Here is an 18,872-nt window from a genome sequence, read left to right as displayed (position 1 = left end):
GCAATGAATGACAACAGCCAATCCCTCTCCTGCGTCATGATTCCCATGAGCGGACGGCAACTGTTGCTGCCGAACGTCTCGATTGCGGAAGTGGTCGATTACGCCAGCTCTGACGCGGGCGCCAACACACCCGAATGGCTGGTTGGCTACCTGGACTGGCGGGGCCTCCAGCTCCCGGTGATTTCCTACGATGCGGCCAACGGCGGCGTGCTCACCGTCCCTGGTGACAACCGTGGCCGGATTGTTGTGCTCAACACCATCGGAGACCATCACAAGGAAATTCCCTTTATGGCCCTGGTAACCCAGGGCATTCCCAGCCAGGCCCGTTTGAGCGAGGAACAGGTCAGGAAACTGGAGGGTGAGCCAGGCCCGGCAGATCTGATGCTGGTTGAGGTAGAGGGTGAGAACGCCTGGATCCCGAACCTGGAATATCTCGAATCCCTGGTACTGAAATCCAGACACTGACCGGTTATCCGTTCTGCTGCCGGGCATGGCAGACATCCCTGCAAATGTTATAATGTTTCAAATTTTGCAGGATTTTGAACATGTCCGCCCGAGCCATTCCCTATCGGCCACACAACCACGACGCCTGTGTCAGCCAGGCCCTGACTGACGCACGGGCCATTTGCCAGCGTCAGAATGCCCGTCTGACCCCGATTCGGGAACGGGTGCTGGAACTGATCTGGCAGTCCCACAAGCCGCTGGGCGCCTACGATGTGCTGGCAGAGCTTTCTTCCGATGGTCATAACGCTGCTCCGCCCACCGTTTACCGCGCACTGGATTTCCTTCAGCAGCATGGGCTTGTGCACCGCATCGCGTCGCTCAACGCTTTTATCGGCTGTACCCACGCGGGTGAAAGCCACACCGGCATGTTTCTGATCTGTCGCGCCTGCGGTAATGTTCTCGAGCTGACCGCTCCCGAGGTGTCAACAGAAGTGCGCAGGGCCGCCTCCGGCCAAGGCTTCCTGGCCGAGAACACTACCCTCGAGATAGCCGGGCTTTGCCCCGGTTGCCAGGCGGAGCCGGAGCATGAGTGAACCTCTGGTCAGCCTTGAGAATCTCACCGTCCAGTTCGACTCACGGCCCGTGGTCGACCGGGTCAACCTCAAGATCCATCGAGGCGATATCATCACCATTATCGGGCCCAACGGTGCCGGCAAAACCACGCTGATCAAGGCAGTCCTGGGCATTCAGAAGGTGTCCTCAGGACAGGTGTCAGTCAAGAAGAACCTGGTCATCGGCTACGTTCCCCAGCATCTGACTCTCGAGGCCACGCTTCCCCTCAGCGTCAAACGTTTCATGCTGCTCAGCGGCCGGTCGCTCGGCGAATGTCAGACCGCGCTTGCCCGTACCGGTGTTGGCCACCTGCTGCACGCCTCGGTACACCATTTGTCCGGTGGTGAAAAACAGCGGCTGTTACTGGCCAGGGCCCTGGCCCGAAAACCGGATCTTCTTGTGCTCGATGAACCTGCCCAGGGGGTCGATATCAATGGCCAGGCGTCGCTGTATGAACTCATTCGCCAGCTTCGGGACGACCTGAACTGCGGTGTGATCATGATCTCCCACGACCTGCACCTGGTGATGGCAGCCACGGACAAGGTTATCTGTCTGAACCAGCATGTCTGCTGCAGCGGTTATCCCGAAGACATTTCCCATGACCCGGCGTTCATCGAGACGTTTGGCCGCCCGGTGGCAGAATCCCTGGCGGTTTACCACCATCACCACAACCACAGTCATGATCTGCACGGGAACGTGGTGGACAGCGAGTCTCAGAACGCCTCCTCCGGACACGGCGGACACACGGAATGTAATCATGCCCATCATTAATGCCGTTCTGGACGATTTCTTCTGGCGTGCCTTGATTGGCGGCCTCGGCGTTGCCCTCGTGGCGGGCCCCCTGGGCTGTTTCGTGGTCTGGCGACGAATGGCCTATTTTGGCGATACCCTGGCGCATTCGGCACTGCTGGGGATTGCCCTGAGCTTTCTGATCAGCGTGCCACTGAACCTCGGTGTGATCATAACCTGCGTGGTCCTGGCTATGGCCCTGGTGTTGTTATCCCGAACGAGAGCCCTGGCAACGGATACGCTGCTCGGGATTCTCGCCCACAGTGCCCTGGCCATCGGCCTGGTGACCCTGAGCTTCATGCCGGATGTTCGCGTCGACCTGACCGGTCTGCTGTTCGGCGATCTGCTAGCCATGAGCCGCGAGGACCTGTTGTGGATCTATGGCGGCGCGGCACTGATCCTGTTCCTGTTGTCGGTACTCTGGCGCGGATTGCTGATGAGCACGATTCACGAGGAGCTGGCCCGGGTGGAAGGCGTTGCCGTCGAACGCCTCCGTCTGGTTCTGATGCTGATGTTCTCTCTGGTGATCGCGGTGGCCATGAAAATCGTCGGCGTGCTGCTGATTACCGCCCTGCTCATCATTCCCGCGGCCACCGCCCGGCGCCTGGCCCACAATCCGGAGATCATGGTGGCCATGGCAATCGGTTTCGGGTTTGTTGCGGTAAGCGGAGGCCTGAGCCTGTCATGGCATCTGGACACGCCTGCTGGCCCGTCCGTTGTGGTGACCGCTTTTGCCGTTTTCCTGCTGGTTTACGGTGCTGCCGGCAAAGTCCGCAGTTGAGCATTTCCCTCTGTTCCCGAGCTGGACTAGAGTATAGGGATACAGTCGGCCTGACCCACAGGTACAGGCCTCGCCGCACAGGACGCCCGGCATGGAAAGCTCAGTTCCAGGCCGGTTCCGCAGACCGGTACTTTGGCCAGGAGTCTGGATCCCACTGCTTCTGGTCGCAGCCGGGCTGCTGGTAACCGGAATCACGGCAAATATCGAAGGACGGCGGGCCATGGCCCTGGCTGAAGCGCGCTACTATGCCCAGCATCAGGCCCTGGTCAATCACCTGCTGGCCAACGTGCCGAATCGTCCGGGCGCGGGCGACAGCAGCCAACCGGTCTCAGCCTGGCTCCACGCTCTGTTCAGCGACACCCTGCCTGATTCCCTCGGCCTGCGTATCGATACACTCGAACGACACACCAAGACGCCACTGCTGGAGATACGAGCCAACGGTTCGGTGGACCCTACACGGGCATTGCGCACCGAAGTGTCACCGCTGGACCATCACTGGATACTCACCACCGTGCCCTCACCCAAAGGCCTGGAAGAGGTCGCCCGGGCTGCCTCGCAGACCGTCTGGCTCGCCGGTTTCGCGCTGTCCGTGTTTGCTGCCTCGCTTGCTCTGTTACTCAACCGCCGGCTTCATCTTCAGGCGCTCCATATCCGTGGCCTGGAACAGAGGGAAATCGGCGCTGACCATCAGATCGCCAACTTTCAGGTCGAGAAGTCGATATTGCGTCAGGCACTGAATGACAGTGAACAGCGAAGTCGCGATCTGGTAGCCCTGTCTGGGGCTGTGATCTGGGAACTGGATGAAAATGGCAGAATCGGCTTTGTTTCAACGCAAATCGCCGAACTTCTGGATCGAGCGCCCGCTGACCTGGTGGGACAGCCACTGGAAGAACTGGTTGCGCCGGCCTTTCAAGACAATTTCAGGCGGGCCCTGGCGGCCGCTCGCAGTGACAGCTCCATTGAGCGGATTGATCTTCCTCTCCTTCACCGGGATCAGGATGCAGAGGTGCCAGTCGTGCTCAGGGTCAGGGCTTTGAAAGATCCGGTCCACGGGCTGTCAGGTTTCCGGATAAGTACCCTGCAGCGTATGACCCTCTAATCGAGGGTCTTGTGGGTGCCGTCGCACAGGGGGGCATTGCCTGTTTGCTTGCATCCGCAGAACCAGACCCACTCTTTCTTTTCCGCCTCATACTTGACCGGCGTTATACCGGTACCCTTGTGGGAGCCGTCACAGAATGGCTGGCTGTTACTGCGACCACAGGCACACCAGAGGTAGTTCTTTCCTACCTCCACCATGACGGAGTAAGGCGTCTTACTGGCGATCAACGGTTTCTCATCGGACATCATCTGTTCCTCGAGTCATGACTGTAGTCAACCAGTATAGCCACTCATGGAGAAACACTGCGCTCAGAGCGGCCTGACGATATCCGCAAGGCGCCCGGTCTCGATAAGCTCCATAAATTCGTCGCCCAGACGGTCACTTTCCGCTATCGCCGCCCGCCAGGCCCGTTCTCGGCCAGCATCATCACCCACATAGCGCTCAAAATCCTTACGGTCCGGGAGTTTGCGGTCAGGCAGGGATTCCAGATACGCCTTTGACGGTGCAATCAACAGTACATCCTGCAACCGGGTGGCGTCACCCCGCCGCCAGGGCAAGGACTTGTCGAACCAGCCGGGTACCACCTTGTCGGTGAAGTGTGGGTATAGCACGATGCCCGGCTGCTGGTAGGGCAGATCCAGGTGATAATCCAGAAGCCCACCGTCACGATAGATGCCTTCGGGAGCACCGGGTATGTTGCGGACACCGGACATCACCAGGGGTATAGACGCAGAAGCCAGGAGGGCCGGCAGCAGGTTCTCCCGGGTAAAGGCGACCTCGTGGCTGGGGAAATCCACCAGCTTCGCCACGGGCGTTTTCAGACGGGCGTCGTGGATGATGCCCCGCTCCATGAAACGCCCCAGATGCCGGCGACTGACCATGTTGGCGCTGATCGCACCCATGAGGCCCAGCCCCAGGCGGCCTCGCGCATCCTCCGCCAGCATGCCAAGACTGCGAACCACCACAACGTTCAGCCGGTACCAGGGGTGATTCAGAATGGCGTCTTCCCGGCCACCCAGTAATTCTTCCAGGAACAGCACGCTCTTGCGGCTTACTTCAGCACTGCTGACGCCCTTGGCAAACCGCTGGGCGGTATAGAGTTCAGCCAGCCGACCAAGCTGCTCTTTCGGGTCATCGGACGAGGCCACGGCGGCAAACCGCCAGCTGCCAATCGACGAGCCGATCAGCGATCGCTCCTGTGGAACCTGCGGCAGCCAGTCACCAAATATCGCTTTATCCAGGCCGCTGATTCCCAGAGCCTTGGGACCACCGGCAGCGCCCGGAATCACGTGCACGTCTTCCGGTGACAGCGGCTTTTCCTTGAGTCGTTGCATCGCGCGACGACCGGCCCGGATGGTCAAGGCCGGTTCTCGGGTGTGAATAGCAGTCATTGGGTGATCCCTGGGCGTGTCCCTGAAGTAATCTGGCGGAGTTTAGCGAAGTGGACGATGCCCGGCCAACTGAACAAAACTAATGGTGGTCATAAACAGCACTATCTGCTTAATTAAACCAATGGCCATGCTAGACTTCACTACACTCCCGACACAGGACGCGGGCGGATACGACTCTGACAGCAGGAGTATGCTGTGAATTTTTCGGTACCACCCTCTACCCTTGCAAGCAATCCGACGCTCGCGGTGCTCGGCTTCAAACGCCAACTGGTCTACCACCTGCACTTCTGGGCGTTCATCGCGGTAGCGCCGCTGGTAATGGTGCAATGGCAGCAATCCCACTACCTGCTGTCTTCCGTACTGGTGCTTTTTTGCGTCAATGCCCTTCTGGTGATCGCGTTTCTGCGGTTGCGCGGCACCTATTTCCTCAAAGGCCGATTATTCCCTCTGCTCGCGGTGGTTAGTGCCGCCTATTCGACACATATAAATGGCCACGCTGGCCTTTACTGGGCCTACCCCGCCGCTACGGCCCTGTTTTTCCTGCTGCCGCTGAGGGAAGCCATCGGCAGTAACATCGTCTTTGTGGTTGTCATGGCGGTCGTGTCGTTCCTCCGCTTTCCCGAAGCCGACTTTTGGAGAATCACCTTCTCCCTCGGCCTGACTTGCCTGTTTGCCATGATTTTTGCCTTTCTGGTGGGCAAACTTCAGCAAGAACTCACACGACTGGCCACCACCGACCCATTGACCGGCTGCCTGAACCGGTCGCAACTTGCCGATATTCTCAACGGCCAGATTCAGATGCGGGAACGGTATGAGCGGGTATCCAGCCTGATTTTGCTGGATCTGGATTACTTCAAGACCATCAACGATCAGTGGGGCCACCTGGCCGGTGACAAGGTTCTCACCGAAATGGCTCTGCGTTTGCGCAAACGACTTCGGGAAAGCGATCAGCTGTTCCGGATCGGGGGAGAGGAATTCATGATCGTGCTACCGGAAACCCGGCAGAAAGACGCAGATGCCCTGGCCCACCAGCTTCTGACCAGCATCAGTGCCCGGCCATTCCTTGACGATATCAAGGTGACTGCCAGTGCCAGTGTCGCTGAAGTCAGCAAGGGCGAGACCTGGTCGATCTGGCTGAACCGGGCTGATCAGGCCCTTTACGAAGCGAAATCCCGGGGTCGCAACCAGGTAGTCAATGCCGCTCGACCGCTTCCGGTTGTGGGTCGGGGCGCCGAGGACATGCCCGATTCAGCGTCGGGCTGAAGCACGGCACCTACCGTTTCGCCTTTACTGATCGCAGCGTTTACGAAATTCCCGGTAGGCGCTGAAAACCTCCCAGGGACACTCGAAATGCGGGTAATGCCCGATGTTCCTCAGGGTGACCACATCGCCATCCGGTATCAGTTCGCGATACCGACGCGCCATGCCGGCGCCAGAGACGGGGTCGGCCGTACCTGAGATCAGCCGCATCGGTTGCGTCGCCTTCTGCAGAGCGCCAACCCAACGATTCCGATGACATCGACGTTCCTCCATAAACTGTATCAGCTGGTGCAGGATGCCCCGACCATTGTTGTAGGTCAGCAGGTGCCAGAAGTCTTCCATATCCTGACGATCCGGCGGATTCTGGCTGCCGAACAGGCGGCGGAAGTTGCGCTCGAAACTGCGCCGGGTCAGACCACGGCTGATCAAGCCGCCAAAGGGGCTTCTTAACAGCTTCTGAATCAGCAACGGATTATGAACTTCCGGGAAAAGGGCACCATTGAGAAAGCAGACACTGGCAATCCGGAAAGGCAGTCCGTCTTCCTGCTCCCGCGCCAATAGCTCCTGGGCCACACTGCAACCGTAATCGTGAACCAGCAGATGCACCGACGGGAGGCCAAGCCCCTCGATCCAGCCCTGGAACAGATCGGCCTGGTCTTCAATACTGTAGTCGTAGTTGGAGGGCTTGTCCGAAAAGCCGAAGCCCAGCATGTCCAGCGTCAACACGTTGTTGTGCTGGACCAGCATCGGCCAGACACGGTTCCAGTCCCAGCTGGCGGTAGGAAAGCCATGGATCAGTACCAGCGGTTCCCCTGAGCCCGCCATCCGACTGAAAATGGCATGTCCCTCAAAACTGAACCACTTACCTCCCTGTTGCCACCCTTCAAGGGTGCCTTCCACGCGCGCTGCGGCGGAACCCCCACCGACGGTGGGCATCACCTCTTCCATGTATTGTCCCCGGCGAACATTTACAGCCTGAAACTGTAGAACAAAGCAGCCCCCACTGCCATAGCCGTACTGCCCAGACCGCCGGGCGGGTCAGCCAGAGTGGTCTTTTCCTGCAATGACTTCGTAAACGTAGAGATGGTGGGCAAATTGCCTTAAGCTTTGGCCCTCGTAAGACACTGCTAACCGGAAATGACTATGAGCAAACTCCTTGACGACCTCTCCGGACACTTTCGTGCCATTATTGATGGCCTGGGCGAAGACCCGGACCGCGAGGGTCTGCAAGACACTCCAATGCGCGCCGCCAAGGCCATGCAGTTCCTAACCTGCGGTTACAATCAGGATCTGGGCGACCTGGTGAACGATGCGGTATTCGAGTCGGCCATGGACGAAATGGTCGTGGTACAGGACATCGAGTTGTACAGCATGTGCGAGCACCACATGTTGCCGTTCATCGGTAAGTGTCACATCGCCTACCTGCCCGCTGGCAAGGTGCTGGGACTTTCCAAATTCGCTCGCATCGTCGATATGTACGCCCGTCGCCTGCAGATCCAGGAAAACCTGACCCGGCAGATTGCCGAAGCCGTCGAGAGCGTAACCGGCGCGAAGGGTGTGGCGGTGGTTATCGAGGCACAGCACATGTGCATGATGATGAGGGGCGTGGAGAAACAGAATTCCCGCATGAAGACGTCGATGATGCTGGGGCAGTTCCGTAAATCCCAGGCAACTCGCACCGAGTTTCTGACGCTGATCAGTAACAACCGCTGAAGCACCTGACCACTGGGAGGCCGCATGACAGACGTTCACGGGAATCATCTCGCAAAGGTCCGCATCAAGGATCTTCTTTTGAGAGCCTACATCGGCATCAAGGAAGAGGAAATCAACAATCAGCAGGACGTATTGATCAACGTTGCGCTGACGTACGATGCCTCTGAGGCGGTGAACCGGAACGAAATCTCGGCCGCCCTGAACTATCGCACCATCACCAAGCAGATCATCCATCATGTGGATGGCAACCGGTTTGCCCTGCTCGAACGCCTGACCCACGAGGTTCTGACCATCGTTATGGAGCATGAGGCGGTGCAGTGGGCCGAAGTGGAAATCGACAAGCCTCACGCGCTACGCTACGCGGAGTCCGTGTCTGTATGTCTTCAGGCACACCGTTAATTCAAAGAGGCTCTGCCAGCAACATGCCCAGCAACACCCCGGACCAGATTCGCGACATCCTGACGACGGTAAAAACCATTGCCTTGGTTGGCGCCAGTGAGAAGACCAGCCGCCCCTCTCACGAAGTAATGGAGTTCCTACAGAACCAGGGTTACCGGATCCTCCCGGTGAATCCCCGTCTGGCAGGCAAGACGCTACTCGGTGAAACCGTGTACGCCGACCTTCACGGTCTGCCGGAACCTGTAGACATGGTTGATCTTTTCCTGGCACCGGAACGCACCGACGCCGTCATCGACCAGGCCATCGAACTCAACATCCCGGTGGTGTGGCTGCAGATTGGTGTGATCAATGACGAGGGTGCAGCCCGGGCAGAGGCTGCGGGGCTGAAGGTTGTAATGGATCGCTGCCCGAAGCAGGAAATCCCCCGTCTGGGTATTCGCAGGGTTGCCGAACAGCCCTGAAACCTGATCTGAATCAGGAACTACGTCACACTTCCGGCACTCTTCTGTAACCGGTCTGTCAGGTCTGACATAATCACCGGACATAAACAGAAGACTGGTAGAGCCATGTGGTTCCGACGTAAATCCAGCAAACAGCACCGGCCCCAGGTATCGGCGCCATTGGCGCTCGCTACCCATTCTGACGCCCCTGTCTCGACCCTTCAGCGGGTGAGACTGCCTGTAGACCTTCTTCAGCCCGGAATGCGCATTGTCAGCCTGGACAGGCCCTGGACCCAGGTACCGGTCCTGTTTCAGGGGTTTACCCTCACAGATGACAACCAGGCGCAGATTCTGCGCCAGTACTGTGAGTGGGTGCTGGTGGAGGATGAGGAAACGCGCCTGAATCCCGTGCTCGATCAGATTTCCGTACTCAAGCGACGCACCAACGAACCGCTCCCGGAAACCCGCTCCTTACCGCAGGAACTACCCAGGGCTCAGGCAGCCTGGAGCCGGACCCAGGCCTTTGTTGAGGAGGTCACCCGACAGATCGAGGCCGGCAACGACCTTAATCTGCAGAGCGCCCGCCCCATCATCCGCGAATGCGTGGACAGCGTGAAGGCCAATGCCAGCGCCATGTTCTGGATGAGCCGCATCAAATCCCGGGACGCCTACACCGCCGAACATTGCCTCAGGGTGGCTATTTTCTGTGTCGCCTTTGCCCGCTTTCTGGGGATGCCTGACGAGGATCTGGAAACCGTTGGTATGTGTGGCCTGCTGCACGATCTGGGCAAACTCAAGGTACCGGACGAGATTCTCAACAAGCCCGGGGCGTTGACGCCGGAAGAACACGGCATCATGCGCCAGCACACAACCCTGGGTTATGAACTGCTGAGTGGCGACCCACATCTGGATCCGATCATCAGTGATGTTTCCCGACACCACCATGAACGCATGGATGGCCGTGGCTATCCGGAACAGCTGGCCGAATGGCAGATCAGCCGGTTTGCTCGCCTGGTTTCCATCGTTGACGCCTACGATGCCATCACCAGCGACCGATGCTACCGGGACGGACTGCCGGCTTCCGAGGCCATCCGCATCCTTTTCAGGAACCGGGGCCAGCAGTTCGACACGACCATGGTCGAAGCATTTATACGCATGATTGGTGTATACCCGCCGGGCAGTCTGGTAGAACTGTCAACGGGCGAAGTCGCGATTGTGGTGGCGACGCACCCGGGAAGAAAGCTGAAACCCAGGGTGGAAATTTTGCTCGACGGTGACAAACGTCCAGTGACGCCCCGTGTCATGGATCTGGGAGCCTCCGATTCGGGGCCTGGTAGGTCGACACCGGATATTGCCCGGCCACTGCCGGACGGTGCCTTTGGAGTGTCACTTCGGGGCCGGATCAAGCAACTGATGGCGGTAGCCGATACATATGCCTCATAATTGCGTAGGCGTTGCCAATTGTTTGGCATTACCGTTCAAACTCACGGAGTAACCTGTGGATCAACCTGCATCACCCCCTAAAGCTGTGGTTTTGGGCCTATTGAGCCCGGCGTTTCCGGTGGTGATTTTCCTGGTTTTCCTCGGCCTCGCAGCCGGCCTGCGCTATGGCCTGGTACAACAGGACAGGAATCAGGTTGAGGCAAACCTTGCCAACGAAGCCAGGGCCATGGCCAATCACCTTGAACGGGAATTCCTTATACACGCCGAAGCAATCCGGCGCATGGCCAAACGCCTGGAGACAGCCCCTTCCAAAACCGAACAGGAATGGCGACGGGATGCCCGCAACTACCTCGACGATTTCGGCGTCTACCAGGCCATCGAGTGGATTGACTCCGATTTCATCATTCGCTGGCTGGAGCCAGTCACCGACAACGAAGAAGTCATTGGCTACAACGTCGCCTTCAACGAGGAGCGACGCCAGGCACTGGAGCGGGCAAAGCAGTCCGGCACCTGGGATCTTTCCGGTGTGATCAATTTGCGCCAGGGCGGCAAGGGCATGGTCATCTATGCGCCGGTGGGTGCCGGCCCCGAGAACAACGGCTTCATGGCGGGGGTATTCCGAATGGAAGTACTGGCCCGCCAGCTTCTCACCGAACGGGTGCTGGAATCTTTCCGGGTGGAAATCCGCGAAGCCGGACAAGTGAGCTATGAGCTGAACGCGTCACAGCCGATAAGCCCCGACTTTTCCGAGAGTCACGCTGTCAATCTGCCGACACTCGATTGGACCCTGACCCTGCGACCATCGATTGAATGGGTGGAAAGCCGATACAGCCACTGGCCCGCACTGACCTTTACCACGTTCCTGTTTATGGGCCTTTTGACCAGCCTGACGACACTGCTGGTGCAGCTTATTCTGAAACGCAACCGGGCCCTGTTGAAGACCCGCCGGGAATTGGACCAGGAAATCGAGCAGCGCACGGCCATTCAGAAGGATCTGGCCAGGCTGGAATCCACCGATACCCTCACCGGCCTGGCCAACCGTCGGTTCTTTATGGAAGACCTGTCCCACACCCTGAACATTGCCGACCGCCAGATGCGCCAGGTCGCCCTGGTGATGCTGGATCTGGACCGTTTCCAGACGCTCAATGACTCCCTCGGCCACCAGTTCGGGGATGAACTGCTCATCAAAGTGTCCGAGCGCCTGAACCGTCTCAGCAACGAACGCCTGCTGGTGGCCTACTCCGGGGGCGACGAGTTCATGTTCTGCCAGCAACAGGTGGACGACATTGATGACATCATCCACTTGCTGGGTCAGATCAAACAGTGCTTTGATCAGCCCTTCGAGGTTCAGGGCCAGTCCCACAGCATTACCGCCACCATGGGTATTGCGGTGTACCCACAAAGCGGCCTGGACGCGGATACACTGTTGCGAAATGCAGACATAGCCCTCTACCGCGCCAAGGAACAGGGCCGAAATACCTACCAGTTCTATACCGAGGGCATGCAGGAGCGTGAGGTCATGCGCCTTGAGCTGGACAAGGATCTGAGCCAGGCCCTGGCCAACAATGAATTCGTGCTCTTCTACCAGCCTCAGCTGAACCTGGACACCGGTGAAATCCAGAGCGTCGAGGCGCTCATCCGCTGGCGCCATCCCCGCCGCGGGCTTCTGCCGCCGGTGGAATTCATCCCGCTGGCGGAGGAGAGTGGGCGAATCACCGATATTGGCCGCTGGGTGGTCCTCGCAGCCTGTCGGCAGCTGGCAGCGTGGAGAGGCACGCCGCAGGAGAACTTGCGCATTGCGGTCAATCTTTCCGGCCGGGAGCTGGACGACGAAGATCTGGTCGAGCACATTCGGGAAGCCCTGGCGGCGGAGAATGTGCCGGCCGATCGTCTGGAGGTTGAGCTTACCGAGGAGATCTTCATCCAGAATATCGAGCACAACCTGAATCAGCTGTCCCGTCTGCACCAGTTGGGAGTGCACCTTGCTATCGATGACTTCGGGGTGGGCTATTCGTCCCTGGGTTACCTGCGAGATTTCCCGGTCGATCTGCTGAAAATCGACCGGTCGTTTATCACGGAAGTCACGGAGCGCCATGACGACGCAGTGATCACCAGGGCGGTCATCAACCTGGCTCATAACCTGGGTATTGAGGTGGTGGCCGAGGGGGTGGAAACCGAGGAGCAGCTGAATTTCCTCAAGAGCTACCGTTGTAACTTTGCCCAGGGTTACCTGATCAGCCGACCGATTCCGGTTTCAGACCTTGAAAAGGCGCTGGCCTCAGGCATTCTGGTAGCAGATATTACCGCCGATTCCGGATTGTAATTGCTACGGCCCGTCCCCAAGATACGGATAAATCATTCTGGTGAGATTCTATGGCTGCCCAATACCTGACTCCGGAACAGGACGAGAAGATCCGCCAGTGGGAACGCTGGAACCGGAACTATTTCATTTTTGCGTTTGTGGCGCTGACCATCATTCTGGTGTTCAGCAGTCAATTGGGGTTGTCCAGTGGTGAAAGCTGGGGCCCTCTGGGCGTTCTGATCGCTGCCCTGATCACGCCGATCATTGTCCTGCAGCTTAAGCTGGCCTGTCCGGCCTGCGGCCAGAAAATTGGCTGGCAGGCGAAGCTGATGGCGCCGGATCAGTGCAAGACCTGCGGGACGTTTTTGCGCTCCCGGGATTAATAACCCTTCCTCGATTTTCCTCCGAAGAAAACCTTTGACCTGTGAGTTGCTCACAGGTTTTAGTCTACTCTTACTGGTTTGGAGTTTGCCGTGCTGAGGTGGGTACGGCTTCCGAAAACCGCTGTGAATACGTCCCTGTACGCTTGCTCTGAACCTTCCCTGGTTCAGAGCATTTTCGGAAGCCGTACCCACCTCAACACTCCGCTGACTTCAGTCTTTGGTTCCTGAAGCCACTATTTTTGGCACGTTGAGAACAAGACGATGAAAGTAAAAGAGATTGCAGAAGCCGCCGGCGTTAACCCGGATACGGTTCGGTTCTACACCCGCGAGAACCTGCTGAAACCGACCCGTAACCCTGAGAATAACTACCAGCAGTTTGATGCCGAGGATCTCCGGCGGCTTCGATTTGCCCGGAAAGCACGGCAGCTGGGATTTTCCTTGCCGGAGATTCGACAGATTCTGGATCAGGCGGACGATCATCATTCGCCCTGTCCGATGGTTCGTGATGTATTCCAGCACCGGTTGGCGGAAGTTGAGCGGGAGATTCGGGAGCTGCAGCAGTTGCGCAAGCGGATGACCGCCGCGCTGGCTGCCTGGCAGGACATGCCGGATGGCACGCCCGATGGCCATACCATTTGCCGGTTGATCGAACACTGGGATGATCCGGCGCCCTGTTGCGGGGCAAGCGAACAGATCGAGGAGTGATTCTGGATGACTGACACACCTGTTTTGCAAACCACGCTGAGCATTTCCGGGGCTTCCTGCCAGGGCTGCGCCAAGAAGATTCGCAATGCGCTCGAGCCGTTGACCGGCGATACCGGGCTGGTTGAAGTGGATCTGGAAAACCAGACGGTGGCCTTGCCGGAGGGAGTGGATGCCGCTGAGGCGGCGCGTATTGTTACCGAGACCGGCTATCCTGCCGAGCCTTTCGAGGAAGATGCCCAGCCAGCCAGTTGCTGTGCTTCCGGGAACAAGAGCGAGAACCTTGCCGGCGACGATTCCGAAGACCATGCAGTGACCGAAGAATCGGTTCAGTCGAGCCCTGAATCGGCAACAGCGGCCGACGGGCAGGTTCATCTGTCGGTGACCGGTGCCACTTGTGCCTCCTGCGTCAACACGATTGAAAAAGCCCTGATGTCCGTCTCGGGTATTCACCATGCCCATATGAACCTGGCAGACAATACCGCCACGGCCACGGGTGATGCCGACCCTGAGGCACTGGTGAAAGCAGTGGAAAGTGCCGGCTATGGCGCCAGCGTCATCGAAGACGAGGACGAAGCCGACGACCGGAAGCAGGAGGAAGACCGCAAGCAATACAGGTCACTGCTGGTGAAGATGGCGGTCAGTCTGGGCCTGGGGCTTGGGCTAATGGTCTGGGGTATGGGCTTCGGCACCATGATGGTGACCGACGCCAATCAGGGTATCTGGCTCGGTCTGGGTGTGCTGACATTGATCGTGATGGCCGCCACCGGCGGGCATTTCTATACCGGCGCGTGGAAGGCGTTCCGGCACCACAACGCCAATATGGATACCCTGATTGCCCTGGGTACCGGAACCGCCTGGCTCTATTCCATCGTGGTGGCCAGTGTTCCGGGCGCGTTGCCGGAGATGGCCCGTCATGTGTACTTCGAGGCCTCGGCCATGATCATCGGTCTGATCAATCTGGGTCAGGCGCTGGAGCTTCGGGCCAAAGGCAAAACCTCGGAGGCGGTGCGCCGGCTCCTGGACCTGCGGGCGAAAACCGCCCGGGTGATTCGCAACGGGGAAGAGCAGGACATTCCGGTCGAGGAGGTCCGCAAGGGCGATCGTATCCGGGTCCGGCCCGGGGAAAAACTGCCGGTGGATGGCCTGATCGCCGAAGGCTCGACCCGCATTGACGAGAGCATGCTCACTGGCGAGCCGATGCCGGTCAGCAAATCGGAAGGCAATGAGGTATCTGCCGGCACGCTGAACACCCACGGTTCCATCGTCTATGAGGCCACTCGGGTGGGCAGTGAAACCGCGCTGGCCCAGATCATCAAGCTGGTGAAAAAAGCCCAGGGTTCAAAGCCCGCTATTGGACGTCTTGCGGACAAGATTTCCTCGGTATTCGTGCCGACGGTCATGCTGATTGCTGTCGTGGCGGCGCTGGTCTGGTACAACGTCGGACCAGAACCTGCGGTGGTTCATATGATGGTGGCCGCCACCACGGTGCTGATCATTGCCTGCCCCTGCGCTCTGGGCCTGGCGACGCCCATGTCGGTGATGGTCGGCGTTGGCAAGGCCGCAGAATACGGCGCGCTGATCCGCCAGGGTGATGCCCTGCAAACCGCGGGCAAGCTGGATCTGGTCATACTGGATAAGACCGGCACCATTACCGAGGGTCATCCGGCGGTTACGCGGCTTCACGCCAGTGACGGTGACGAGAAGCGCCTGCTGACCTTGGCGGCCGGGCTGGAACAGCACTCAGAACACCCTCTGGCCGAAGCCATCCTGGCGAAGGCCAAAGAGAAGCAGGCTGATTCCGAGAAGGTAACCGATTTTAAAGCCCTGAACGGCAAGGGCGTACAAGGCGAATTCGAAAGCAAGCCCCTGCGCCTGGGCAACCGGCGGTGGCTGGAAAGCGAGGGTGTGGAACTTGCCGACCTTGCAGATGCTGCCCGCTCGATTACCGAAGAAGCCGGCACGCCCCTGTTCCTGGCATTGGGCAATGAGGCTCTGGGCGTCATTGGAGTGGCCGATGCCATCAAACCGGACTCCAAGGCGGCCATCCAGCGTCTTCACGAAGCCGGCATCAGGGTGATGATGGTGACCGGCGATGTCGACGCCACCGCCAAAGCCATCGCGAAAAAAGCCGGGATCGATGATTATCGTGCGGAAGTGCTGCCCGAAGACAAGGCCGAGGTGGTCAGTGAAATGCGCGGCAAGGGCCACACAGTCGCTATGGTCGGCGATGGCATCAATGATGCGCCGGCCCTGGCGGCGGCAGACGTCGGCTTTGCCATTGGCACCGGCACGGATGTCGCCATTGAGAGCGCCGGTATCACTCTGATGCGAGGCTCGCTCCACGGCGTTCCCGATGCCATCGAGATTTCCCGCGCCACTGTGAAGAACATTCACCAGAATCTGTTCGGCGCATTCGTATACAACACAATGGGTATTCCGGTGGCCGCCGGCCTGCTCTACCCTGTCTGGGGAATACTGATGAGCCCGATACTGGCCGGCGCTGCCATGTCCCTGTCTTCGGTCACCGTAGTCTCGAACTCCAACCGCCTGAGATTGTTCCGGACCAGTCACCGCCCGGAACGGAGCGACAGCGACAGTGATCCAAAACAGCAACAGGAGCGGAACTGATGGAAACACTACTGGTCAACGTCGGAGGTCTTGCCCTGATGACAGCCATCGTCTGGTGGTTCTGGCTTTCCGGTTCTGACGACACAGGCTCAAGTGAACATCAACATCACCACTGAGGTACTTGCCATGAAAAAACACACCCTGGCTTTTGGCCTGATGGCTGCCCTGGGATTCAGCACCACCACGGTGGCGGCCGGCGCTGCCCAGAGTATCCACGTCTACAAATCCCCCACGTGCGGCTGCTGTGAAGACTGGATTGATCACCTGGAAGACAATGGCTTCGAGGTAGAGGCGACCAACACCAACGATATGGGCAGGATCAAAGCCGACGCAGGTCTGCTTGCCGGTCTTGGCAGTTGCCATACCGCGTTTGTCGGCGATTACGTCATTGAAGGCCATGTACCGGCCGATGACATCAAACGCCTGATCAGCGAAGCTCCCCGGGCCACCGGCCTGAGCGTACCCGGGATGCCCATAGGGTCACCCGGCATGGAGATGGGCGACCGGAAGGATCATTACAAGGTCATCCTGTTCAACGAGGCGGGACAGACCCGAATCTTTTCCCAGCACAATTAACGGGAATCACCAGACAAGGGCCGGCATTTACCGGCCCTTGCTACCGCTTTTTCCTTCCGGTTTACACCTATCCCTGTCTGTTTTTCCTACACTCTGGTTAACCAGTGTTCTATCATTGGCGCCCAGAAACCCGGAAAATCCGAGAGGGATACTCGTTGAGTCTTAAAACCCGCATCCTTGGTCTGGCTGCCACTCTCATCATCGTGGCTTCTGCGGCTTCGTGGCTGGCCTATCGGGAGCTGTCCGAGAGCATCATCGAACGCTGGGGCCAACAGGTCGCGGAAATACAGGTGCGCTACGACAGCGCCCGCCTGCTGCAATCCCTGGAGCGGGAAATCGGCTTGGCCAAACAAATGGCAAGCTCGTCCGCCCTGATCAACTGGGCCGCCAATCCGGATGACGCCGCGCTCCAAGCGGAAGCCATCCGCCAGATGGAAAGCTTTCGCTCCAATTTCAGGGACAACAACTACTTCGTTGCCCTCGTCCAGAATGGTCACTATTACTACAACAACGAAGAGAACGAATACGCTGGCAACCAGTTCCGGTATGTTCTCGATGAAGAAAAACCCGATGACGCCTGGTTCTTCCAACTCATTGAGGAAGGTCGCGACTTTCACCTCAACGTAAACCCGGATACGGAGCTGGGTGTCACCAAACTCTGGATCGATGTGCTGATGCGCGATGAGGCTGGCCAGATCGTCGGCATGGTCGGCACAGGCCTTAGCCTGGACGCTTTCCTGCAGGATATTGTCGACATCGGTCAGGATGGCATCACGACCCTGTTCGTAGATTACAACGGCGCCATCCAGCTGTACCGCGACCGGAACTACATCGACTTCGCCAGTATCATCAAACCCGAAGGCCAGAAGAACACCGTCGATCTGCTGTTCGATGATCCCCAGGACAAGCAGCAGATTCTCGGTATGCTGCAGTTGCTCAAGAAGCGGGGCGACCAGGCAGGCCAGGTGGAAAGCGGCTTTGTGACCGTGGATGGCCGAAAGCATCTGGCCGGCGTTGCCTTCCTCCCGGCCATTGGCTGGTTTGAGATCACCCTGCTCGACCTCAACACCCTCCTGCCAACCAGCTATCTGTGGCCGCTGGTAGCCGTGTTCCTGGGCACCTTGCTGATCACCCTGGTACTGTTCCACCTGATTATCCAGACCCGGATTCTCAAGCCCATCATGAGTCTGGAGCACGCTGTGGAAAAAGTCCGGGAAGGCAGCTTTGATCTGCCACGGCTGGATAAGCCGGATAATGAGATCGGCTGGCTGGCCGATCACTTCGAGAAAATGACCCAGAGCCTGGGCCACTCCACCCGGGAGCTTGAGGAAAAAGTTGCGCAGCGAACCGATGAGTTGAATCGACTGGCCCGGATTGATCCCCTCACCGGTCTGAAAAACCGTCGGGGCCTGGACGAGGTGCTGGATGAGGAAATCCAGCGGGCCCGCCGCCAGGAGTCCGGCTTCGGCGTGATCTGGCTCGACATTGACCATTTCAAGAGCATCAACGACAACCTTGGCCACCAGGCCGGTGATCAGATCCTGTGCCGGGTTGCCCTGTGGCTGAAAGCCGGCGTTCGCCCCTACGATCATCCCGGACGCTGGGGCGGCGACGAATTCGTGGTTCTGCTCTCACCCTGCGACCCGGAGACCCTGGGCCGTATCGCCCGTCGTATCCGCGAATCCGTGGAACAGGAAAGCCGAAAAACCGGGACTGCCGTCACTGTGAGTGTTGGTGGTTACTTCGCCCTGCCCGGCGATAACAGTGACACCATTCTTCGTCACGCGGATCGGGCCCTCTATCAGGCCAAGCATGAGGGGCGCAATCGGGTCTGTATCACCGTCTCGGAAGACCCGGAGATTAACCCGGCGTAACAGGTCTGACTCATACCGCCATAACCGTTATAC

19 protein-coding genes are annotated in these 18,872 nt (G+C 58.7%); 16 read left to right on the top strand and 3 right to left on the bottom strand.

Features of this window, described 5'->3' with window-relative positions; genetic code table 11:
- Positions 1 to 3: 3 nt before the first annotated feature.
- The 5 genes from ABNF92_RS11550 (at position 4) to ABNF92_RS11530 (ending at position 3,725) form a co-directional block, all read left to right on the top strand.
- The gene (locus ABNF92_RS11550; protein WP_069182284.1) at positions 4 to 465 is read left to right on the top strand and encodes a chemotaxis protein CheW; all 462 of its coding nucleotides are present in this window, start codon (positions 4 to 6) and stop codon (positions 463 to 465) included.
- A gap of 80 nt (positions 466 to 545) precedes the next feature.
- Positions 546 to 1,037 (top strand): Fur family transcriptional regulator, encoded by a 492-nt coding sequence (locus ABNF92_RS11545; protein WP_069182285.1) that lies wholly within the window; start codon positions 546 to 548, stop codon positions 1,035 to 1,037.
- A complete protein-coding gene (gene znuC / locus ABNF92_RS11540) occupies positions 1,030 to 1,827 on the top strand; it encodes a zinc ABC transporter ATP-binding protein ZnuC (protein ID WP_136630902.1) in 798 nt (265 codons plus the stop codon). Before ABNF92_RS11545 ends, znuC begins: the two co-directional genes overlap by 8 nt.
- Positions 1,814 to 2,626, top strand: a complete 813-nt coding sequence (locus ABNF92_RS11535) for a metal ABC transporter permease (protein WP_069182287.1) — start codon at positions 1,814 to 1,816, stop codon at positions 2,624 to 2,626. Before znuC ends, ABNF92_RS11535 begins: the two co-directional genes overlap by 14 nt.
- A 91-nt stretch (positions 2,627 to 2,717) precedes the next feature.
- The gene (locus ABNF92_RS11530) at positions 2,718 to 3,725 is read left to right on the top strand and encodes a PAS domain-containing protein (RefSeq protein ID WP_349342211.1); all 1,008 of its coding nucleotides are present in this window, start codon (positions 2,718 to 2,720) and stop codon (positions 3,723 to 3,725) included.
- Here ABNF92_RS11530 and ABNF92_RS11525 read toward each other — a convergent pair.
- Both ABNF92_RS11525 and ABNF92_RS11520 read right to left on the bottom strand, forming a co-directional pair.
- Positions 3,722 to 3,970, bottom strand: a complete 249-nt coding sequence (locus ABNF92_RS11525; RefSeq protein ID WP_349342210.1) for a CDGSH iron-sulfur domain-containing protein — start codon at positions 3,968 to 3,970, stop codon at positions 3,722 to 3,724. The two genes, ABNF92_RS11530 and ABNF92_RS11525, sit on opposite strands and share 4 nt — an antisense overlap.
- 63 nt (positions 3,971 to 4,033) lie before the next feature.
- On the bottom strand, positions 4,034 to 5,116 hold the full coding sequence (locus ABNF92_RS11520) for a patatin-like phospholipase family protein (RefSeq protein ID WP_136630906.1): 1,083 nt from the start codon (positions 5,114 to 5,116) through the stop codon (positions 4,034 to 4,036).
- A gap of 195 nt (positions 5,117 to 5,311) precedes the next feature.
- Between ABNF92_RS11520 and ABNF92_RS11515 the strand changes: the two genes are divergently transcribed.
- The gene (locus tag ABNF92_RS11515) at positions 5,312 to 6,379 is read left to right on the top strand and encodes a GGDEF domain-containing protein (RefSeq protein ID WP_069182291.1); all 1,068 of its coding nucleotides are present in this window, start codon (positions 5,312 to 5,314) and stop codon (positions 6,377 to 6,379) included.
- A gap of 24 nt (positions 6,380 to 6,403) precedes the next feature.
- Here ABNF92_RS11515 and ABNF92_RS11510 read toward each other — a convergent pair whose 3' ends face one another.
- Positions 6,404 to 7,324, bottom strand: coding sequence for an alpha/beta hydrolase (locus tag ABNF92_RS11510; RefSeq protein ID WP_083231734.1), 921 nt, complete (start codon positions 7,322 to 7,324; stop codon positions 6,404 to 6,406).
- Between the two features lie 189 nt (positions 7,325 to 7,513).
- Here ABNF92_RS11510 and folE point away from each other — a divergent pair, with 189 nt between their 5' ends.
- The 10 genes from folE (at position 7,514) to ABNF92_RS11460 (ending at position 18,839) form a co-directional block, all read left to right on the top strand.
- Entirely contained in the window at positions 7,514 to 8,089 is a 576-nt protein-coding gene (gene folE / locus ABNF92_RS11505) for a GTP cyclohydrolase I FolE (RefSeq protein WP_227514428.1), read from the top strand.
- Positions 8,090 to 8,113: 24 nt separating this feature from the next.
- Entirely contained in the window at positions 8,114 to 8,488 is a 375-nt protein-coding gene (folX, locus tag ABNF92_RS11500; RefSeq protein WP_064229586.1) for a dihydroneopterin triphosphate 2'-epimerase, read from the top strand.
- Positions 8,489 to 8,511: 23 nt separating this feature from the next.
- Positions 8,512 to 8,949, top strand: a complete 438-nt coding sequence (locus ABNF92_RS11495; protein ID WP_069182293.1) for a CoA-binding protein — start codon at positions 8,512 to 8,514, stop codon at positions 8,947 to 8,949.
- A gap of 105 nt (positions 8,950 to 9,054) precedes the next feature.
- Positions 9,055 to 10,371, top strand: a complete 1,317-nt coding sequence (locus ABNF92_RS11490) for an HD-GYP domain-containing protein (protein ID WP_349342209.1) — start codon at positions 9,055 to 9,057, stop codon at positions 10,369 to 10,371.
- Between the two features lie 55 nt (positions 10,372 to 10,426).
- On the top strand, positions 10,427 to 12,694 hold the full coding sequence (locus tag ABNF92_RS11485; RefSeq protein ID WP_349342208.1) for an EAL domain-containing protein: 2,268 nt from the start codon (positions 10,427 to 10,429) through the stop codon (positions 12,692 to 12,694).
- Between the two features lie 50 nt (positions 12,695 to 12,744).
- Positions 12,745 to 13,056, top strand: a complete 312-nt coding sequence (locus ABNF92_RS11480; RefSeq protein ID WP_069182295.1) for a hypothetical protein — start codon at positions 12,745 to 12,747, stop codon at positions 13,054 to 13,056.
- Positions 13,057 to 13,317: 261 nt separating this feature from the next.
- On the top strand, positions 13,318 to 13,761 hold the full coding sequence (locus tag ABNF92_RS11475) for a MerR family DNA-binding protein (protein ID WP_349342207.1): 444 nt from the start codon (positions 13,318 to 13,320) through the stop codon (positions 13,759 to 13,761).
- Positions 13,762 to 13,767: 6 nt separating this feature from the next.
- The gene (locus ABNF92_RS11470) at positions 13,768 to 16,389 is read left to right on the top strand and encodes a heavy metal translocating P-type ATPase (protein WP_349342206.1); all 2,622 of its coding nucleotides are present in this window, start codon (positions 13,768 to 13,770) and stop codon (positions 16,387 to 16,389) included.
- Between the two features lie 126 nt (positions 16,390 to 16,515).
- Complete coding sequence (locus ABNF92_RS11465; RefSeq protein ID WP_209399475.1) at positions 16,516 to 16,965, top strand: DUF411 domain-containing protein; 450 nt, start codon at positions 16,516 to 16,518, stop codon at positions 16,963 to 16,965.
- A gap of 155 nt (positions 16,966 to 17,120) precedes the next feature.
- Positions 17,121 to 18,839, top strand: a complete 1,719-nt coding sequence (locus ABNF92_RS11460) for a GGDEF domain-containing protein (protein WP_222465646.1) — start codon at positions 17,121 to 17,123, stop codon at positions 18,837 to 18,839.
- Positions 18,840 to 18,872: the final 33 nt, after the last annotated feature.

The organism is Marinobacter sp. MMG032 (assembly GCF_040112695.1).
Classification (GTDB): domain Bacteria; phylum Pseudomonadota; class Gammaproteobacteria; order Pseudomonadales; family Oleiphilaceae; genus Marinobacter; species Marinobacter salsuginis.
This window is presented reverse-complemented; position numbering and strand designations above follow the sequence as displayed.

Coding starts and splice junctions, on each gene's coding strand:
- ABNF92_RS11550 (WP_069182284.1), top strand. CDS start 4: ATGAATGACAACAGCCAATCCCTCTCCTGCGTCATGATTCCCATGAGC.
- ABNF92_RS11545 (WP_069182285.1), top strand. CDS start 546: ATGTCCGCCCGAGCCATTCCCTATCGGCCACACAACCACGACGCCTGT.
- znuC (WP_136630902.1), top strand. CDS start 1,030: ATGAGTGAACCTCTGGTCAGCCTTGAGAATCTCACCGTCCAGTTCGAC.
- ABNF92_RS11535 (WP_069182287.1), top strand. CDS start 1,814: ATGCCCATCATTAATGCCGTTCTGGACGATTTCTTCTGGCGTGCCTTG.
- ABNF92_RS11530 (WP_349342211.1), top strand. CDS start 2,718: ATGGAAAGCTCAGTTCCAGGCCGGTTCCGCAGACCGGTACTTTGGCCA.
- ABNF92_RS11525 (WP_349342210.1), bottom strand. CDS start 3,970: ATGTCCGATGAGAAACCGTTGATCGCCAGTAAGACGCCTTACTCCGTC.
- ABNF92_RS11520 (WP_136630906.1), bottom strand. CDS start 5,116: ATGACTGCTATTCACACCCGAGAACCGGCCTTGACCATCCGGGCCGGT.
- ABNF92_RS11510 (WP_083231734.1), bottom strand. CDS start 7,324: ATGGAAGAGGTGATGCCCACCGTCGGTGGGGGTTCCGCCGCAGCGCGC.
- folE (WP_227514428.1), top strand. CDS start 7,514: ATGACTATGAGCAAACTCCTTGACGACCTCTCCGGACACTTTCGTGCC.
- folX (WP_064229586.1), top strand. CDS start 8,114: ATGACAGACGTTCACGGGAATCATCTCGCAAAGGTCCGCATCAAGGAT.
- ABNF92_RS11495 (WP_069182293.1), top strand. CDS start 8,512: ATGCCCAGCAACACCCCGGACCAGATTCGCGACATCCTGACGACGGTA.
- ABNF92_RS11490 (WP_349342209.1), top strand. CDS start 9,055: ATGTGGTTCCGACGTAAATCCAGCAAACAGCACCGGCCCCAGGTATCG.
- ABNF92_RS11480 (WP_069182295.1), top strand. CDS start 12,745: ATGGCTGCCCAATACCTGACTCCGGAACAGGACGAGAAGATCCGCCAG.
- ABNF92_RS11475 (WP_349342207.1), top strand. CDS start 13,318: ATGAAAGTAAAAGAGATTGCAGAAGCCGCCGGCGTTAACCCGGATACG.
- ABNF92_RS11470 (WP_349342206.1), top strand. CDS start 13,768: ATGACTGACACACCTGTTTTGCAAACCACGCTGAGCATTTCCGGGGCT.
- ABNF92_RS11465 (WP_209399475.1), top strand. CDS start 16,516: ATGAAAAAACACACCCTGGCTTTTGGCCTGATGGCTGCCCTGGGATTC.